This is a genomic window from Chloroflexota bacterium, assembly GCA_020850535.1.
Lineage (GTDB): Bacteria > Chloroflexota > UBA6077 > UBA6077 > JACCZL01 > JADZEM01.
This window is the reverse complement of sequence record JADZEM010000108.1, coordinates 1-16,894: the sequence shown is the minus strand read 5'-3', so window position 1 is coordinate 16,894 and position 16,894 is coordinate 1. Positions and strand designations below refer to the sequence as shown.

The window sequence follows — 16,894 nt, the reverse complement described above, 5'->3', positions numbered from 1 at the left end:
GTTTCCGCTCGCAGTGGGTCGGCCAGCACATGTCCCTGCAGGAGTTCCTGGCCCTCCCCGAAGAGAAGCCGGCCCTTGAGTTCCAGGACGGGGTGGTTACCCAGAAGATGGCAGCGAAGCCCGTACATGGTTCGATTCAGTCATTCCTGCTACGTACCATCGACCAGTTTGCACGTCCACGCCGGCTCGGAATCGTCTTCGCTGAGACGCGGTTCGCCCACGACAACTGGTCACCGGTGCCTGATGTCGCGTTCTATCGCCGCGAGAGCCTGACCGTCCGCCGCGCCCCCAGGGACTTCACGGCGGCCCCCGACCTCGCCATTGAGATCCTCTCACCTGGCCAGACCGTCAACGATCTTCTGCAAAAGAGCCTGGACTATCTTGCACGAGGGACTCTTGTGGCCGTCGTCGTGAGTCCGCCTGACGAGACCGTGTTAGTCGTGCGTCAGGGCGAGACCCTTGCCGTGCTCAGGGGTGACCGCCGCATCAACCTTGATGACGTACTGCCCGGACTCCAACTCACGGTCGAGCAGCTGTTCCAGGCCGTCAACTGGGACTGGCTGGACGAACCGCCTGAGATCGCCGGGGATGCCCAGACGACGGCGAGTGAGGCTCAGGCCGACGACGCCGCCGCTTCCGGCCGCTCGGACGGCTGAGGCGCAAGGGCCGCCCGTCCGAGCCACACCGCCGCCAGCGGTCCCAGAATCAGGATCGCGCCCGCGCCGTTGAGCGCCGCGAACCCCCAGCTTTGCAGCATGATGCCGCCAAGCGTGCTGCCCAACGCCCCCATCAGGCCCGTCATCAGGTCCGCGAACCCCTGCATCGACGTGCGCTCCTGGGGCGCCAGCGCATCGGTCAGCAGCGCGCTGCCCGCCACGAACGCGAAGTTCCACCCGACGCCGTTCAGGCAGAACATCAGGGCCACCAGCAGCCCGTTGCTCCCTGGCGCCAGCCCGGCCACGACCGTCGCCACGATCAGCAGCATCCCGCCCGACAGGATCATCGTCAGGCGGCCGACGCGGTCGCAGAGCCAGCCCGTGAATGGCGAGGCCATGTACATGCCCGCCAGGTGCAGCGACACGGCGATACCGATCATCCCCACGTCGTGCCCGTGATCCTTGAGGTAGACCGCCGCCGTCGAGGTGGTCCCGATCATCACCAGCTGGCTGGTCATCAGCGCGCCAAACGCGATCCGGATGCGGGGTACGCGCAGGATCCGACCGAGCGGTCGGGCCGCGCGGCTGGCAGCGGCAGCCGCCCGCGTACCCGCGTCTGCCAGATGCAGCTCGCGGGCGACCGTCAACGGATCTGGCCGCAAGAACGTCTGCAGCAGCAGCGCCCCAAGCCCAAACCCGACGATACCGATCAGGAACGGCCCGCCGACGACCGGCAGACCGAGTCGTTCGGCGACGGCCGTTGCTGGCGTCAGCAGGTTCGGCCCGATGATCGAGCCGGCCGTCGCCCCGCCGACGATCAGCCCGATGGCCCGTCCACGCTGATCCGTCGTACTCACGTCTGCCGCTGCAAAGCGCCCCAGCAGGCTGGAGGCCTGCCCAAATCCGAACAGGAACATGCCGACCAGAAAGAGTCCGAAGCTCCGCTCGGCGACGGCCGCCATGCTGAGGACGCTCCCGACCACCCCCAGGACATACCCCAGCGCCAGGCCGGGCCGTCGCCCGTGGCGGGCCATCAGCCAGGAGAGCGGCACGCTGGCCAGTGCCCCGCCGAGCGCCCCGACGGCGACCGGAATGCCGGACAGCGTGTTACTGCCGGTCAGGTCGGCCGCCACGATACTGCCCACGGCCAGCGTCAGCGAATGGCCGGTGCTGCCACAGACCTGCGCCGCCAGCAGCGTGGTCATCAGGCGGGGGCGCGCCGCCGTGGCGCTGGTCGGCGGGAGCGTCGCCGAGGTCATGGCGTCACTGTAGCCGGGCCAGCCCGGCGCGGCAACTGCGCTGCTCGGTCCGGCAGCATCGTGCGATGGGAGCCGAGCCGGCTACCATCCCGCTCACCATGTCTGACACCACGACGCCTCATCCTTACACCCTGCGCGCCGCCATCCTGCCCGATGCGCCGACCCTCGCGCGGCAGCGGCGGCTGATGTTTGACGAGATCAGCCGCATGCCCGACGCCGAAGGCGACGCGCTCGAAGCGTCGATCCGTGCCTACGTCGATCGCGCGATGCCGGCCGGCACGTTCTACGCCTGGGTCGTGGAGCAAGACGAGGCGATCGTGGCGGGCGGCGGGCTGCAGCTACGGACCCTGATGCCGCGCCCCGGCTTCGTTCGCGGCGAGCCAGAGGGGCTGATCGTCAGCATGTGGACGGAGCCGGCCCACCGGCGGCGTGGCCTCGGGCGGCGGGTTGTCGACGCGATCCTGGCCTGGGGCGCGGAGAACGGCGTCACCCGGTTCACCCTGCATGCCTCGAACGACGGCCGGCCGCTCTACGAGCTGTACGGGTTCCGCCAGACGAACGAGATGCGTCGCGAGACCTGAGCGCCGCCGGCCCCTCACCCTTACTCTCGTTGCCAGTCGGGTCTACAATACGGGACGGTACGAAAGGGGCGGAACGAAGGGGGCGGCGTGGCAGCATCGGATCTCGGACCAGAGGACGCATCGGTATCGCCATGCTGCGCGGCGGCGCGGCAGCCATCCGTGGACGGGCCACCCGCAACCACCAACGTCGAGGCCGAACCGCCAGGAGCTGTATCGGCGGCTGATGTCGTCGCACCGCTCGCCACTCCCGGCGACGCCCTCGCGCCTGACGACGACGACAACAATATGGTCTTGCTCGACGGCGGCCCGTTCCTGATGGGCACGGACGATCACGAGGGGTACCCGGCCGATGGCGAGGGGCCGGTCCGCAAGATCCGGGTCAGCCCATTCTGGATCGACCGCACCACCGTCTCGAACAGCCAGTTCAGCCGGTTCGTCGAGGCGACGGGCTACGTCACCGAGGCCGAGCGATACGGCTGGTCGTTCGTGTTCGCCGGGCTGCTGCCAGACGAGTTCCCGCCGACGCGGGGTGTCGCGCAGGCTCCGTGGTGGCGGCAGGTCTACGGCGCAGACTGGCGGCGCCCGGAGGGACCGCAATCGTCACTGGCCGGCCGCGACGATCACCCCGTCATCCAGGTGTCCTGGAACGACGCCCGCGCCTACGCCGCCTGGGCGAAGAAGCGCTTGCTGACTGAGGCCGAATGGGAGTTCGCAGCCCGTGGCGGCCTGGAGCAGCAGCGCTTTCCCTGGGGCAACGACCTGCAACCGAACGGCGAGCACTGGATGAACGTCTGGCAGGGCACATTCCCTGCGAAGAACACGGCCGAAGATGGGTACGTCGGGACGGCGCCGGTCGACGCGTTCCCGGCGAACGGCTACGGTCTGTTCAACATGACCGGCAACGTCTGGGAGTGGTGCACTGACTGGTTCCACCCGACTTTCCACATCACCGGACCGCGCCGCAACCCGCGCGGCCCGAAGTCTGGCGCCAGCCGGGTCATGCGCGGGGGATCGTTCCTGTGCCACCGCTCCTACTGCAACCGGTATCGGGTGGCGGCCCGCAGCGCGAACACGCCCGACAGTGCCACAGGGAACCTGGGATTCCGCTGCGGTCGGGACGCCTAGCCGCGCCGGGTCAGCGGGCCGGCGCTCGGGGCTGGCCGGGAGGAACGGTGACTGAGTCGGCCGCCTGGCGCGTGGTCAGCCGCGCCATCCTGTTTACCATCGCCGTCCTGATCGGGCTGTGGTTGCTCGGCCAGCTGACCTCCGTGGTTGTGCGGGTGCTGCTGGCCGTCATCCTGGCGGCGGGCATGAAGCCGCTCGTGGACCGCCTGACGCACCGCGAGCTGCGGAAGCAGGGCTGGTGGACGCCCCCGCGCGGCCTCGTCGTGCTGGTGGTCTACCTGACGACCATCATCCTGGTCAGCGTGGCCGGCGGCCTGATCCTCCAGGTGGTCATCGTCGAAGTCCAGAACCTGATCAACGGCGTGCCGGTCTACGCGCCCCGCCTGGTCAATTACGTCAACGACTTGCTCGACTACCTGCCCGGCGGTCGGCAAATCGTCGCCGACTTCGATATCGGCGCGCAGCTCAGCAGCCTCGTCACCCGTGTCTTCAGCGTCTTCTCGCAGGCGCTGATCGTCTTCCAGTACGCGCTCAGCCTCGTGAGCGGCCTGCTCGACGTGCTGATGATCCTACTGCTGGCGCTCTACATCACCACGGACGGCCCGCGCATCGCCCGCTACCTCCGAGCGTTCCTGCCACCGGACCGCCACGATCAGGCATCGCGCATCACGGAGCGCATCTTCGTGCGGCTCGGCGGCTGGGTCAGCGGCCAGATTCTGCTGTGCGTGATCATCGGGTTCATGAGCTGGGTCGGCCTGGTGATCATCGGCGTCCCGTATGCCGTGGTGCTGGCGCTGGTGGCCGGCGTCATGGAGGCCGTCCCGAACGTCGGCCCGTTCGTCGCTGCCGTGCCAGCCGTGTTGATCGCGGCACTCTACTCGCCGTGGCAGGCGTTGCTGGTCGCGGGCCTCTACCTGCTGATCCAGCAGCTTGAGAACTACGTCATCGTGCCGCGTGTGATGTCGAAGGCCGTGGAGCTGCACCCGCTGGCGGTCCTGCTCGCGCTGATGATCGGCGGCGAGCTGATGGGCGTCCTCGGTGCGGTGCTCTCGGTGCCGGTGGCGGCGGCGATCTCGGTGATCGTGGACGAGATCCGCACGGAGCGGCTTGTCCCAACCGTTGACGCCGAAGATTACCTGTCGGACGATCTGCTCCCGAAGGGCGGCATCGGTCATCAAGTGCAGGAGCAGCAGACGGCGCATGACTCATCCGAGGGCGGGGCGTAGCGGTATTCACGGGCCGGCTTTCAGCATGCCAGCATGAGCGTTCCCAGCGCCCGATCCACCCTCGTGCGCGCAGCGGCGGCAGACGGTATCATCTGCCTGGCCGTCGATGCGCCGCCTGCCGCGTCCCGTGCGGCGTCGGTGACTGAGTGAGGTGGATGCGTGAAGCGAACCGTGCGAGCGACCGTCCTGACGATTGGGGCAGCCCTGACGATCTCCGTGGCCGCGCTGACCGAGCCGGCGCCGGGCGCGTTCGCGCAGGCCGTGCCGTCTCCCAGCCCCTCGCCGGCCGCCCCGCTCACCGCGCCAGCGGCAGCGCCGGCCGCGGCGTCGCCCGTTGCCAGCCCGGCCGCGACGACGCCTGCCCCGCGCGCCGGTGGCTTCCCGCTTGAGCTGGCCTGGCCGATGGTCGCCGGTGGCGCGGCGGCCGTGGGCGCCGGCGCGCTGTTGCTGCGCCGAGGCAAGCGCTGACACCGGCCCCCTCGTTGGGCCGCCGGACGGCGTGAGGACTGCTCTGAACGCACGCCGCTGCTCCCGCAAGAGTGGGAGCGGCGGGCCACGGTGATCCCATGACTCGGCGTCTGCGGGTGGGAATGGCCGCCGCGCTGCTCGTTGGCGGGCTGCTGGTCATGCTGATCGGCGGCGGCGCGGTGGCGGCCGGCTGGTACACGGCCCGCACCTGGGAGTCGAGCGTCGAAGGCGAGCAAGCTGCGCGCGCCCTGGCCGCGCCGACCCCGCGCTTCCTGGACGACGCAGCCCCGACGCCAACCCTCCGCCCGACCTCAACACCGCGTCCAGCGACTCCCCGACCGGCCACGCCGACGCCGCTTCAGGCGACACCGGCCCTCGCGCTGCGGGCTGCCGATGCCGGGGAGCGCCGGGGCGGCCACCTGGCAGCTACCGCGCCCGCGGGTGACGACGACCGCGCGCAGGATGCCTCGCCGCCAGACGCCGAACGTGACGTCCCGGCGCCCACGGCTACCCCGGAGCCGCGCGCCCCGACGGACGCCATCGCGCTGGCCGAGAGCGAGTTCCGGTTTCTCGATCCGCCGGAGCCGGGTGCACAGGCTCAGCTCACGGTCGCTATCCGCAACGCGTCCACGCTGCCGACGGGGCCGCTTCGGCTGACCCTCTCGACCCGCTGGCTGAGCGGCTGGCGCGTCCTGGCCGCCGAGCCGCCCGTGCTGGATGACCGCGTCGAGCCGGGCAACCGGCGGATCTTCGAGTTCCCGGGCCTGGACCCTGAATCCGAGGGGGCGTTTGAGCTGCACCTCGTCACCACCGACGATCTGGTGGACGCGCCCGAGCTGGTTCTGAGCCAGTCGGACGGCGCGGAGATCGACCGTACTCAGCCCGAGACCGTCGCGCCGCGCCCCAACCCGGGGCCAGCCCGAACGGTTGAGATCCCGCGCCTCAAGCTGCGCGCGGCGGTGGTGCAGACGACCTGGGAGCCGCCAGCATTCGTGGTCGGGCAGCTCAAGGGCACGGCCAACCTGGGCGAGGGGAACACGGTGCTGCTCGGACACCTGAACGGGCTGGCCGGCGACGTCTTCGCCCGGCTCGACGAGCTGGAGCCGGGCGACGAGGTGATCGCCGTCTCGCGCGGGCTGGAGTACCGCTACGTGGTCAGCGAGACGATGCTGCTGCCCGGCGACGACAGTATCCCGATCCAGCCAACGGACGAGCCGCGCCTGACCCTCCTGACCTGCGCCGGCGAGTGGAACCCCGTCGAGCACGACTACTCCCACCGCCTGTGGGTCGTGGCCGAGCCAGCGGAGCTTGCCGAAGCGAGCCTCAAAGGCGAGAGGCCCGGACCGTTGACGCGGCAGCTCGGACTGGCGCCGCCGCTGACCTTGCTTCCGCCGGCCAACCTCGGCCCCTCGCCCAAGGAAGCCGTGGTCACCGCCACACCAGAGGACGCGCCCGAGCCAGAATCGACCATCGAGCTGCTCGCGCCGGACGACGGCGCACACGTGGGGGAGCGCGTCACTGTCGCTGGCCGCCTGACCGACGCCGCCGATGCCAGCCAGCCGGTCTGGCTGGCCGTGCGCGCGGACGTTGAGGGGAGCCGCTGGTATCTGTACGCTGAACCGCTGCTGCCTGACGCTGACGGCGAGTGGTCCGCCAGTCTGGAGCTTGGCGGCGCGCCCGGCATTCGGCACACCATCGTGGCGGCGCAGGTGGACCCGGCAACGAACGCCCGCCTGCAGCGGCAGGCCCGCCAGCGGCCGGGCGAGCCGCTCTCGATCCTGCCAGACGCCTTCGAGCAGGGCGCACGGATCACGGTCGTGCGTCGGTAAAGCAGACCAAAAGTAGAATCTCCAGGGCACGCACCGTTCAGCATGGCCCTTGTGTAGATGGCGCTTGTGTAGGAGGCCACCGATGACGGAACCCGCCGCTCACAGCGCGCCGCACGCCGATCGGCTGCTGGCGCAGGCTCGCGCGGCCGCCGAGCGCGCCTACGTCCCCTACTCGAAGTTCCGGGTCGGGGCAGCGGTGACGGTGGGCAGCCAGACGTTCCAGGGCTGCAACGTCGAGAACGCCTCCTACGGCCTGACCGTCTGCGCCGAGCGCGTGGCGCTGTTCACCGCCGTGGCGGCGGGCTACCCGCGCGTGGAGCGGCTGGCCGTGAGCTGCGTGGACGCCAGCCCGGATCTCGGCCCGGACGGACGGATGCCGTGCGGGGCGTGCCGGCAGGTGATGGCCGAGCTGATGGGGACGGACGCCGAGGTCATCGTGGACGGGGCCGGCACGTTCCGCGTCTCCGACCTGCTGCCACGCGCGTTCACCCTCTGAAGCGTCTCCAGGCGAGCCACGCCAGGACGCCAAGCGACACCGCGCCCAGCCCGAGCAGTGTCAGCAGGTGGCCGTCCACGATGGCGAACAGCACCGTCATCACCAGCGACACCACCGCGCCCAGGCCGCTGAGCGCCTCGACCAGTCCATCCGCTCGCGATTCTGCCCGCGGCACGGCGTCGGAGCGCAAGGAGCGCCACTCCAGCGGCTCGGTACCGCCGCCAGCGACGGCGAGGTGTGCGGCCGGCAGCAGGATCACGCCACCCGCCAGGGCGAGCCAGCCGGTCAGATCCCAGGCCGTACAGGTGACCGCCACCAGGCCCTCGGCAATCAGCAGCACGCCAAACAGCGCCAGCACTGGACCGCCGACCAGCGGACGACGGTTCAGCAACCAGTCGAGCGCCGGCCACGCCCCGACAATGGCGGCCATCAGCCCGATCACGAACAGGGCGAAGAACCAGTCAGGCGCCCTGTCGGCGAAGTCAGGGATCAGCCACGCCAGGATGCCGAGCAGCGACATCGCCCCGCCGAGCACCCCGAGCGCCGTCCCGAACGCGCCCAGGAAGAACGCCGAGTTGCGCTTGACGTCCCGCCGCCGCTCTGTCGCCATCACCGCTCCTCGCCAGACGGCCGCCCGCCGAAGAGGTCTACCGTGTAAGCGTGCTCACCGACAACGGTTTCCGGACGCGGGCATCAGGCGGGAGCCGTATCGGCCCCGCCCCCCTGGGCCGTGTAGCATCTCGACCACGGCGGACGCACACCCAGCCCGCCGACAGCAAGCCTGGAGGCGCGTGCGTGCCCCACGTCAACGTTGAGATCAAAGCGCGGTGCGGCCAGACCAGGAGGGACCGAAGCGCTCCGACGTGATCCTCTACGGCACCCGCCCGGGGTCAGACCTCAAGACGCTGCTGACAGCAGCGCTCGGCACGCTGGTGGTCGTGGAGAAGCGGCGCGAGATCTACTTTGTCGAGGTCAGCGACGTCAGCGTGCCCGACGATTCAACGGCCGCCGCACGGGCACGCAACCGCGAGAACGTGAAAGTCCACATCGACACGGTCAAGGGGCTGGGGTCGTTCGTCGAGATCGAGGCGATTGACCTGGACGGCTCGCTCGGGCCAGCCCTGTTGGAAGCGCAGTGCCGCCAATTGATGCAGCAGTTGGAGATCGCCGAGAGCGACCTTGAGCCGGCCTCCTACAGCGATCTGCTGATGCGGGCGTAGGTGGCAGGGGTCAGTTGTCAGGGCGATCGCATGTTGAGCGCATCGTGCAGGGCCGTCGGGGCTTGAAAGCCCCGCCTACGATCCTGCAGTCGCTGCGCGACGCTCCAGTCTCACCAGTCCCTGTCCGTGCCCGGTGTCCGTCGCGCAGCGACGGTGTGACTGTAGGCGGGGACTTCAGTCCCCGACCGCCCGTTCCATGATGCTTCGGGTACACCAATGAACATGCAATCGCCCTGGGGTCAGTTGTCAGTTGTCAGTTGTCAGTTCTCAGTGGCAGGTGGCAGGTGGCAGGTGGCAGGTGGCAGGTGGCAGGTGGCAGGTGGCAGGTGGCAGGTGGCAGGTGGCAGGTGGCAGGTGGCAGGTGGCAGGTGGCAGCGTACTTCGTGAAAACATGCGCCTTGTAATTGTCATCCTGAGCGCAGCGAAGGATCTCACCCGCTGTCTGCGCTGCCATCCCTCCACGCTTCGCTCAGGTCGCACCATTCCGGGTTCGTGCTTTCAATGAGGTGAACCTTTCTGGCGCGCGACCAGCCCTTCATGCTGCGCTCTCGCTGAAGAGCCTCACGAACGTCGCCGGTTTCCTCGAAATAGACCAGCGCACGCGTGCGGTACTTGCTGCTGAACCCCGGCACGCTGCCGGTCCTGTGTTCGTGAACTCGCCGTTCGAGGTCGTTGGTTATGCCAATGTACAGTACCCGCGTGTGGCTGCTCATGATGTACACGAAGTAGCGGCGCACTCGGTCGGTCCAATCAGTCACAGCGGCGACAGCGGGTGAGATCCTTCGCTGCGCTCAGGATGACAATTCCGAGTCGCGTACTTTCACCAAGAGTTCCACGGCCCACGGCCCACGGCCCACGGCCCACGGCCCACGGCCCACGGCCCACGGCCCACGGCCCACGGCCCACGGCCCACGGCCCACGGCCCACGGCCCACGGCCCACGACCAACCTGCCTACTCGGACAGGTGCTCGCAGGAGGCCCAGCGCTTCAGGTGGCCCCAGCTTTCCTCGCCGCGCGTGTGCAGGTCGAGCTCGGTGATGGCGCAGTTACGATTCGGTGCTGACTGGATCACGCCCGGGTCAAGCTCGCGGCAGACGTCCTTCAGCGACGCCGTCACGATGCCGCCGTGCGCCACGATCACGATGTGCTGACCATTGCGGCCCACCACGGCCCTTTCCAGCCCGACGCGCACCCGATCCAACAGCGTGAGGTAGTTCTCGCCGCCCGGGAAGCTGACCTGATGGTCGCCGGTGCGCCACGCTTCCAGGATCTCGTCGTGGTGACGCCAGCGCTCAGACGTCGGCGGAGCGCCGTCGAACTCGCCGCAGTTGATCTCACGGAACTCTTCGATGATGGAGACGCCGTGGCCCGTCTGCGCCCCGATGATCTGGGCCGTCTCCAGCGCTCGCTTCAGCGGCGAGCTGAAGATCGCGTCCACGCGCACCGATCCGTTCGCGAAGTAGGCAGCCGTCTCCTGGGCCTGCCGGACGCCGCGCTCGTTGAGCGAATAGTCCACGATCTTGTACGAGAACTCGCGGTTGACGTTGGCCGGGTTCTCGCCATGGCGCACGAGATACAGTGTGTTGCTGGTCATCGGGATCGGCATCTGGGACGACTGCTCCTCACATAGCCTGGGCCAGCACACGCCGCGCGTGCGCCCCTTCCTCTTACGGTATCGCAGATTGGCATGCGGCGTGCGGATCACACGCCCCCAGAACTCATGAGATCGCGGACAAGGACATAGCCGTGGCGAGAACTGCCGACAAGATTGCTCTCATCACCGGAGCAGCCTCGGGCATCGGGGCGGCGCTCGCGACGAGACTGGCATCAGACGGGCTTGCCGGGTTGGCCTTGCTGGACCGCGACGCCGATGCCCTCGCGGCAGTGGTCGAGCGCCTGTCTCGCCCCGAGCTTCGCATCCTCGCCATGCCCCTGGATGTCGCCGATGAAGCCGCCTGGGCCGACGCTGAAGCCCGCGTCCGCTCCACTTTTGGACGGCTCGACTATGCCGTCGCGAACGCCGGCGTGGCGCACGGCGAAGCGTTGGCAGACCACAGCTTCGCGGCGTGGCGTCGGGTGCTGTCCATCAACCTGGATGGGGCGTTCCTGACGCTCCGCTCGTGCCTGCGGCTGATGCGGGAGGGCGGCAACGGCGGCGCGATCGTCGTGGTGTCGTCGGCCTCCGCGATCAAGGCCGAGCCGGGAGTCGCCGCCTACGGCGCGTCCAAAGCGGCGGTCCTGCAGTTGGCACGCGTCGCCGCGAAGGAGGCCGCCCCGGACCGGATCCGCGTCAACGCGATCCTGCCTGGCGGCGTGCAGACGCCCATCTGGCGCGACGTCCCGTTCTTTCAGGATCTCGTGCAGCAGGAGGGCGACGAGCAGGCGGCCTTCGACCGCATGGCCGGCATGGCGACGCCGCTCGGGCGCTACGCCACCGCCGACGAGATCGCCGGGCAGATCGCGTTCCTGCTCTCCGACGCATCCGCCACGATCACCGGCGCGGCAATCGTGACGGACGGCGGCTACACGCTCTGAGCGACGCCAGCTACGACTGGGAGACGACCTCGACGCCCGCCAGCTTCTCCTGCACCAGCAGCGCCGAACCTGGGGCCTTCTTGCCGTAGCCCGCGCCCCGCGTCTCCTGGAGCACCTGCTCCGCCAGCGAGCCCGAGAGCAGCCGCACGCCCAGCGCCTTCCCCAGCTCGACCGCCAGCGAGACGTCCTTGTGCATCAGATCCGTGGTGAACCCCGGCTCGAAGTTGCGGGACAGCGCGCTCTGCACCAGCCCGTCGAGCGGCTTGTTCGCGCCACTGCTGGTCCGCAGGATCTCGTAGGCCAGCTTCGGGTCGATGCCGGCCTTGGTCGCCAGCACCAGCCCCTCAATCGAGCCGAGCGTGCAGATGAAGTTCATCATCTGGTTGACCAGCTTGATCGTCGCACCGGCCCCCGTCGGCCCGACATGGTGGATGTTCTGGCCCATGATCTCGAGCAGCGGGCGGACCCGCTCGAAGTCCTCGGCGGCCCCGCCGACCATGATCGTCAGGGTTCCGGCCGACGCGCCGCCGACGCCACCGCTGATCGGCGCGTCCAGGTAGCCCACACCTTTCGCAGCCAGCCTCGCGGCGACGAGGTAGTGGGTGTCCGGACCAACGGTGCTGGTGTCACAGAAGACCTGGCCGGCCCGCGCCCCTTCGATGGCTCCCCCCTCGCCGAGGTACACCCGCTCGACGTCGGCCGGGAAGCCGACGCAGGTGAACAGGATGTCCACCCGCTCCGCGACCTCGCGCGCCGAGGCGGCCGTGTCCGCGCCCTCGGCGGCTATCGCGTCGACGATGGCGCGGCTGCGATTGTGGACGATGGGCCGATGCCCGGCCTTGATGAGGTTCCGCACCATCGGCGCGCCCATCTGCCCCAGCCCGATGAAGCCGATTGTCGGCGTGTCGCCAGTCGCCATCGTGTGTCCTTCCCTTTCCCGAGACGCCGCATGTCCCCAGGGTGGGGATGGCTGGCGTCATGTCCTCTTGCGGCTGCGCCGCGGCAGGTTCAGTGCGCCCAGGCCGCCTGGGCCAGGGCGTTCGCGCCGCCCGTCCGCACCTCGTACAGCTCCATCAAGCGCCGCGTGATCGGGCCGACGCGCCCAGCGCCGACCTGTGCGCCGTTAAGGGTCACAATCGGCATGATGCCGGAGGTGGTTCCCGTCACGAAGATCTCGTCAGCCTGGGCCAGCTGCTCGGCCCGGAACGCCGCCTCCTGCGTGTCGATGCCGTTCTCACGGGCCAGCTCCAGGGTCACGGCGCGGGTGATGCCCCACAGGATGTAGTTCGTGCAGGGGGCCGTCATGAGGCGGTCCCCGAAGACCGCGAAGACGTTGCACGACGCGGCATCGGTCACGTAGCCGTCGCGCACGAAGATCGCCTCGAAGGCGCCAGCGTCGACCGCCGCGCTGCGCGCCAGCACGTTCGCCGTCAGCCCGATCACCTTCACGTCGCAGCGCGCCCAGCGGTCGTCCGGCACGGTGATCGCCGCCGCGCCATTCTTGAGGAGGTCGGGAGGTGGCGCCAGCGGCCCACGGATCGCCACGAACGTCGTGTTCGACGCGCCCTTCGGGATGGCGTGGCTGCGCGGGGCCGCGCCGCGCGTGACCTGAATGTAGATGGTCGCCTCGTCGGCAGCCTCGCGGATCAGCAAGTCCTCTGCGATCCGCCCGATCTCCTCAGCGGACGGGTCGAGCTCCAGGCGGATCGACGCCGCGCTGCGCTCCAACCGTGCGAGGTGCCGCTCCATCTCGAACGCCTTGCCGCCGAAGACGCGGATCACGTCGTAGATGCCGTCGGCGAACACGAATCCACGGTCGTTGACGGAGATGCTGGCGTCGGCCTCGTCGATGATCTCGCCGTTCAGATAGACCAGTCCCACGGCAAACCTCACAGCAGGAGAGTGGCGGATCGGTCACGCTGCGGGAAGCGTAGCAAACCCGAGCATGACGATACTGGCGGCCAGCGGACGGACGCCCAGCAGACGATCAGTCCCAGCCACGGACGTTCGACGCCACCTGCCCGATGGTCGATTCCATCGCGCCGGCGGCCGGGGTCGGGTGCTCGTTGCGCCGACGGGCCAGCCCGACCGTCCGCAGCAGGGCCGGACGGTCGATGGTGACCGCGTGGAGCTGCCCAAGACGGACCTCGTTCGCGACCACGGCCGGCGGCAGCACCGACATCCCCAGACCGCGCTGGACCAGCAGCTTGATCGGTCCCAGGCCGGACAGCTCGACGGCCACCCGCAACTGGAAGCCCGCCTCAGCACAGGCCGCCTCGACCAGCGCACGGACGCCATGCCGGCGATACGGCAAGATCCACGGCTCGTCCGCAAGATCCGCCAGGTCGACGGACTCCGTGCCCGCCAGCCGATGGTCCGGCCCGACGATCAGCGCCAGCCGCTCTTCGAGGATCGGCCGGACGATCAGGCCGTCGTCGTCCACCGGCAGCGAGACGACAGCCAGATCGAGGCGGCCATCGCTCAGGTACTCGACCAGCTGATCGGTCATGTCCTCCTGCACCTGGACCTGCACCAGCGGATGCTGCGTCCGGTAACGTTCCAGGAGGTCCGGCAGCAGCCAGATCACCGCCGACGGCGTGATCCCAATCGAGACCCGCCCACCCCGCAGCTCGCGGAGGCCGCCGAGCACCTGCCCGGCCCGCTCGACCTCGGTCAGGACGCGCCGGGCGTACGGCAGGAGCGCCTCGCCGGCCTCGGTGAGGCGGACGCCGCGCGGCCCTCGGTGAAAGAGGCGCAGCCCGACCTCGCGCTCCAGCGTGGCGATCTGCTGGCTGATGGCTGGCTGGACGAGGTGCAGCGCCTCCGCCGCACGCGACATGCTTCCGAGCTCGGCGACGCGCTCGAAGCACGTCAACTGGCGCAAGTCCACCCCACTGTCCCCCCTGCGGTACCGTCCTAGATCGTAGCGCAGAGGGCATGACCGATTCAGCAGGCCAGTGGACAGCGGCCAGCCGCGCGCGCGCCTGAGATCGTCTGGAAGCATCGGCCGCTGAGTGTAGACGCGGGCGTTCGGTATACTCCGCCCGAGCCGCCGAACGGTTGGGCTCCATCGCTCCAGGTTTTCTCGCTCCTCACGCGCGGCCCGGAACCCTCCCCGCGACCCCGCGCGCTCCTCGGAGGCTTTCTGACCGCGACCGGCGCCCCCGACACGAGGCAGCGGCAGCCAGCCGCCACCTCGTTCGATCAACTCACGTCCAGCAGCGAGCCCGGCAAGCCACTCACATCGGCGATCTGGCAGCCGGCCCGGATCGGCCGGCTGGAGTGGGGCGCGATCCTCATCGTGTCGCTGGCGGCGCTCGCCATCTATGTCTGGGCCGGCCACTACTGGCTCGACCTGATCGACGAGGGGTACTTCGTCTACCTCGGCTACCGCATCTACGCGGGCGATCTGCCCTACCGCGACTTCGACACGTACTACACGCCCGGCATCTTCTACCTCTTCGCCTGGACGTTTGACCTGGCCGGCGTGAGCGTCGAGCCGATCCGGGTCCTGATGTCGGGCATGCGGATCCTCTGGGGCGTGTCGCTGTACCTGCTGGCCCGGCGCGTCACGTCGTGGCCGTTCGCCATCCTCCCGCTGCTCGCCATCGCAGCCGTAGACGCCGCGCCGATGTTCCCAGAGCCACACCCGTCCTGGCCGTCGATGCTGGCCACGTTCCTCACGATCGAAGTGTGCGCCCGTCACCAGGAACGGGGTGGCCGACGCTGGCTGATCCTGGCCGGCGTCCTCGGCGGCCTCGCGATGGCGTTCAAGCAGAACATCGGGGCGTTCGTGGTGCTGGCCATCGGCGCGTACCTGTTGCTGAGGCCGCGTCCGCGGACGGGCTGGCTGCTGGCGGCCGTGAGAGTCGGCTATCTGCTGCTGCTGGCCGCGGCCGCCACGGTGCTGATTCGCCCTGGCCTGAGCGGCTTTCTGGCAGCGGCGCTCTGGCTGCCGCTGCTCGGGACGGTGGCGCTGGCCGGCTGGAGCAGCCTGCACGGCGTCCGCGTCCAGGGGTGGATGGGCGGTCTGCGGCCACTCATCGGCGATGGCCTGCTGGCCGGCATCCCGTTCTTCGCGGTCACGATCGCGTGGCTGGTCCCGCTGACGCTGGCGCTCGGGCTGCACGGCGTCCCCTGGGGGCTGTTCGTGGGTCAGGTCAACCAGGGTGCGCTGATCCTGCCGCTCGATCCGCCCTCGCCGGGCGTGCCACCCGTCGCACTGACAGCCGTCTGGCTGCCGGTGGGACTGGCGTTCGTGCTGCGCGGCCGGGCGCTGGCGACCCGCCGCCTGCTGCCCGCGGTGATCGGGCTGCCGCTGCTGACAACGCTGATGCTGCCGCTGGTCCCGCTCGGCGGCCCACCCGCCGAGACGCTGGTCGAAGACCCATCGTTCTACCCGTGGCTCGGCTATCTCGACGAGCAGCTTGGCGTGCTGTTCACCTACCTGCCGGGCCTCGCGGCCTGGGGTGGGCTGGCCGTCGTCCTGGCAAACCTGCTGCGCGGCCGGCCAGCGGGGCCGCTGATCTGGTATCTGCTGGCCGGGTCGCTGGCAGCGCTCTCGCTCTATCCGCGCGTCGACACGATTCACGCGCTCTTCGCTGGGCCGCCGCTGCTGGTCACCGGGGCCGCCGCGCTCGGCGCGGCCCACCGTCTGCTGGCTGGCCGGGCGCATCGTTTCGGCCAGGTGGCGGTCTACCTGGCCCTGCTGGTGCTGCCGGTGGCCGCCGTCGCCCCGCATGCCTACTGGCGGTATGTGACCATCGTGCATGCGAACCCGCGCGCGCCGACACCGCCGCCGTACGTCGATCTGGGACTCGAGCGCGCCCAGGTGCGGCTGCCGGAGAACATCGCGGACAGCGTGCGCGGCGCTGTCAGGTTTGTCCAGGACGGCACGCCGCCCGGGCTGCCGTTCTTCGCCTACCCGGTCAGCCCGATGTTCCACTTCCTGGCTGACCGGCCCAATCCGACGCGCCACAACCACTTTATCGCCGGTGCGCTCACACCCGACGACCTCCAGGAAGTCATCCGCGACCTCGACCAGAAGAAGCCGCGCTACATCCTCTGGGACCACGGCGGCGTCACCTACTTCAAGGCCGAGCTGACCAACCGTGTCCTGCATGACTACATCTGGAACTGCTACGCCCAGGTGGAGAACTACACGCCGTATCTGATCCTCGAACGCCGCTGCCCCTGACGCGGCAGTGGCCCGCGCCCGGTGCCCAGGACGATTGCATGGTCGTTGCTGTTCCCAGAACGGGCGAGACGCGCAGTCGGGCGTTGAAAGCCCCGACGACGCCGCACGACGCGCTCGCCATGCGATTGCCCTGGCCTGCGTGTCCAGGGCGATTGCGTATCCGCTGGTCTTCCCGAAGCACGACGAGACGCGCGGGCGGGGGTTGAAACCCCCGCCTACCGTCACAGCGTCGCTGCGCGACGGACGCCGGGAACAGCATCGTCCGGTGAGACCGGGGCGTCGCGCAGCGACTGAATGACGGT

At 69.5% G+C, this 16,894-nt stretch carries 17 protein-coding genes; 10 read left to right on the top strand and 7 right to left on the bottom strand.

From position 1 onward, the window contains the following. The first annotated feature begins 29 nt into the window (after positions 1 to 29). Positions 30 to 656, top strand: a complete 627-nt coding sequence (locus IT306_14855) for a Uma2 family endonuclease (protein MCC7369707.1) — start codon at positions 30 to 32, stop codon at positions 654 to 656. Here the strand turns inward: IT306_14855 and IT306_14850 are convergent. Further along, on the bottom strand, positions 614 to 1,915 hold the full coding sequence (locus IT306_14850; protein MCC7369706.1) for an MFS transporter: 1,302 nt from the start codon (positions 1,913 to 1,915) through the stop codon (positions 614 to 616). The two genes, IT306_14855 and IT306_14850, sit on opposite strands and share 43 nt — an antisense overlap. Before the next feature lie 65 nt (positions 1,916 to 1,980). Between IT306_14850 and IT306_14845 the strand changes: the two genes are divergently transcribed. From IT306_14845 to IT306_14820, 6 genes are all read left to right on the top strand, one after another. Then, on the top strand, positions 1,981 to 2,496 hold the full coding sequence (locus IT306_14845) for a GNAT family N-acetyltransferase (GenBank protein ID MCC7369705.1): 516 nt from the start codon (positions 1,981 to 1,983) through the stop codon (positions 2,494 to 2,496). Between the two features lie 285 nt (positions 2,497 to 2,781). Continuing rightward, on the top strand, positions 2,782 to 3,621 hold the full coding sequence (locus tag IT306_14840; protein ID MCC7369704.1) for a formylglycine-generating enzyme family protein: 840 nt from the start codon (positions 2,782 to 2,784) through the stop codon (positions 3,619 to 3,621). Positions 3,622 to 3,668: 47 nt separating this feature from the next. After that, on the top strand, positions 3,669 to 4,847 hold the full coding sequence (locus IT306_14835; protein ID MCC7369703.1) for an AI-2E family transporter: 1,179 nt from the start codon (positions 3,669 to 3,671) through the stop codon (positions 4,845 to 4,847). 159 nt (positions 4,848 to 5,006) lie between these two features. Further along, on the top strand, positions 5,007 to 5,315 hold the full coding sequence (locus IT306_14830; GenBank protein ID MCC7369702.1) for a hypothetical protein: 309 nt from the start codon (positions 5,007 to 5,009) through the stop codon (positions 5,313 to 5,315). 98 nt (positions 5,316 to 5,413) lie between these two features. Next, entirely contained in the window at positions 5,414 to 7,144 is a 1,731-nt protein-coding gene (locus IT306_14825; protein ID MCC7369701.1) for a sortase, read from the top strand. Positions 7,145 to 7,226: 82 nt separating this feature from the next. After that, the gene (locus IT306_14820; protein ID MCC7369700.1) at positions 7,227 to 7,640 is read left to right on the top strand and encodes a cytidine deaminase; all 414 of its coding nucleotides are present in this window, start codon (positions 7,227 to 7,229) and stop codon (positions 7,638 to 7,640) included. Here IT306_14820 and IT306_14815 read toward each other — a convergent pair. Further along, positions 7,630 to 8,250: a hypothetical protein gene (locus IT306_14815; GenBank protein MCC7369699.1), complete on the bottom strand. Its 621-nt coding sequence runs from the start codon at positions 8,248 to 8,250 to the stop codon at positions 7,630 to 7,632. The two genes, IT306_14820 and IT306_14815, sit on opposite strands and share 11 nt — an antisense overlap. A gap of 217 nt (positions 8,251 to 8,467) precedes the next feature. Here IT306_14815 and IT306_14810 point away from each other — a divergent pair, with 217 nt between their 5' ends. Continuing rightward, positions 8,468 to 8,860 (top strand): hypothetical protein, encoded by a 393-nt coding sequence (locus IT306_14810; GenBank protein ID MCC7369698.1) that lies wholly within the window; start codon positions 8,468 to 8,470, stop codon positions 8,858 to 8,860. Between the two features lie 431 nt (positions 8,861 to 9,291). Here IT306_14810 and IT306_14805 read toward each other — a convergent pair whose 3' ends face one another. Continuing rightward, positions 9,292 to 9,573, bottom strand: a complete 282-nt coding sequence (locus tag IT306_14805; protein MCC7369697.1) for a GIY-YIG nuclease family protein — start codon at positions 9,571 to 9,573, stop codon at positions 9,292 to 9,294. Between the two features lie 239 nt (positions 9,574 to 9,812). Beyond that, positions 9,813 to 10,466, bottom strand: coding sequence for a histidine phosphatase family protein (locus IT306_14800; protein MCC7369696.1), 654 nt, complete (start codon positions 10,464 to 10,466; stop codon positions 9,813 to 9,815). Positions 10,467 to 10,606: 140 nt separating this feature from the next. Here IT306_14800 and IT306_14795 point away from each other — a divergent pair, with 140 nt between their 5' ends. Further along, on the top strand, positions 10,607 to 11,395 hold the full coding sequence (locus IT306_14795) for an SDR family oxidoreductase (GenBank protein MCC7369695.1): 789 nt from the start codon (positions 10,607 to 10,609) through the stop codon (positions 11,393 to 11,395). A gap of 10 nt (positions 11,396 to 11,405) precedes the next feature. Here the strand turns inward: IT306_14795 and IT306_14790 are convergent, their stop codons facing one another. The 3 genes from IT306_14790 to IT306_14780 all read right to left on the bottom strand — a co-directional run bounded on the left by IT306_14790 (position 11,406) and on the right by IT306_14780 (position 14,279). After that, complete coding sequence (locus tag IT306_14790; GenBank protein MCC7369694.1) at positions 11,406 to 12,314, bottom strand: NAD(P)-dependent oxidoreductase; 909 nt, start codon at positions 12,312 to 12,314, stop codon at positions 11,406 to 11,408. A gap of 89 nt (positions 12,315 to 12,403) precedes the next feature. Further along, positions 12,404 to 13,144 carry an aminotransferase class IV gene (locus IT306_14785; GenBank protein ID MCC7369693.1) on the bottom strand — a complete coding sequence of 247 codons (741 nt, stop codon included), beginning with the start codon at positions 13,142 to 13,144 and terminating at the stop codon, positions 12,404 to 12,406. A gap of 238 nt (positions 13,145 to 13,382) precedes the next feature. Further along, the gene (locus tag IT306_14780; protein MCC7369692.1) at positions 13,383 to 14,279 is read right to left on the bottom strand and encodes a LysR family transcriptional regulator; all 897 of its coding nucleotides are present in this window, start codon (positions 14,277 to 14,279) and stop codon (positions 13,383 to 13,385) included. 417 nt (positions 14,280 to 14,696) lie between these two features. Here IT306_14780 and IT306_14775 point away from each other — a divergent pair, with 417 nt between their 5' ends. Then, a complete protein-coding gene (locus IT306_14775; GenBank protein MCC7369691.1) occupies positions 14,697 to 16,592 on the top strand; it encodes a glycosyltransferase family 39 protein in 1,896 nt (631 codons plus the stop codon). Positions 16,593 to 16,894: the final 302 nt, after the last annotated feature.

Bases quoted from the DNA above. Each gene is read 5' to 3' on its own strand.
- IT306_14790 (MCC7369694.1), bottom strand. From the start codon at position 12,314: ATGGCGACTGGCGACACGCCGACAATCGGCTTCATCGGGCTGGGGCAG.
- IT306_14815 (MCC7369699.1), bottom strand. From the start codon at position 8,250: ATGGCGACAGAGCGGCGGCGGGACGTCAAGCGCAACTCGGCGTTCTTC.
- IT306_14820 (MCC7369700.1), top strand. From the start codon at position 7,227: ATGACGGAACCCGCCGCTCACAGCGCGCCGCACGCCGATCGGCTGCTG.
- IT306_14800 (MCC7369696.1), bottom strand. From the start codon at position 10,466: ATGCCGATCCCGATGACCAGCAACACACTGTATCTCGTGCGCCATGGC.
- IT306_14785 (MCC7369693.1), bottom strand. From the start codon at position 13,144: ATGGAGCGGCACCTCGCACGGTTGGAGCGCAGCGCGGCGTCGATCCGC.
- IT306_14840 (MCC7369704.1), top strand. From the start codon at position 2,782: ATGGTCTTGCTCGACGGCGGCCCGTTCCTGATGGGCACGGACGATCAC.
- IT306_14825 (MCC7369701.1), top strand. From the start codon at position 5,414: ATGACTCGGCGTCTGCGGGTGGGAATGGCCGCCGCGCTGCTCGTTGGC.
- IT306_14805 (MCC7369697.1), bottom strand. From the start codon at position 9,573: ATGAGCAGCCACACGCGGGTACTGTACATTGGCATAACCAACGACCTC.
- IT306_14845 (MCC7369705.1), top strand. From the start codon at position 1,981: ATGGGAGCCGAGCCGGCTACCATCCCGCTCACCATGTCTGACACCACG.
- IT306_14850 (MCC7369706.1), bottom strand. From the start codon at position 1,915: ATGACCTCGGCGACGCTCCCGCCGACCAGCGCCACGGCGGCGCGCCCC.
- IT306_14855 (MCC7369707.1), top strand. From the start codon at position 30: ATGTCCCTGCAGGAGTTCCTGGCCCTCCCCGAAGAGAAGCCGGCCCTT.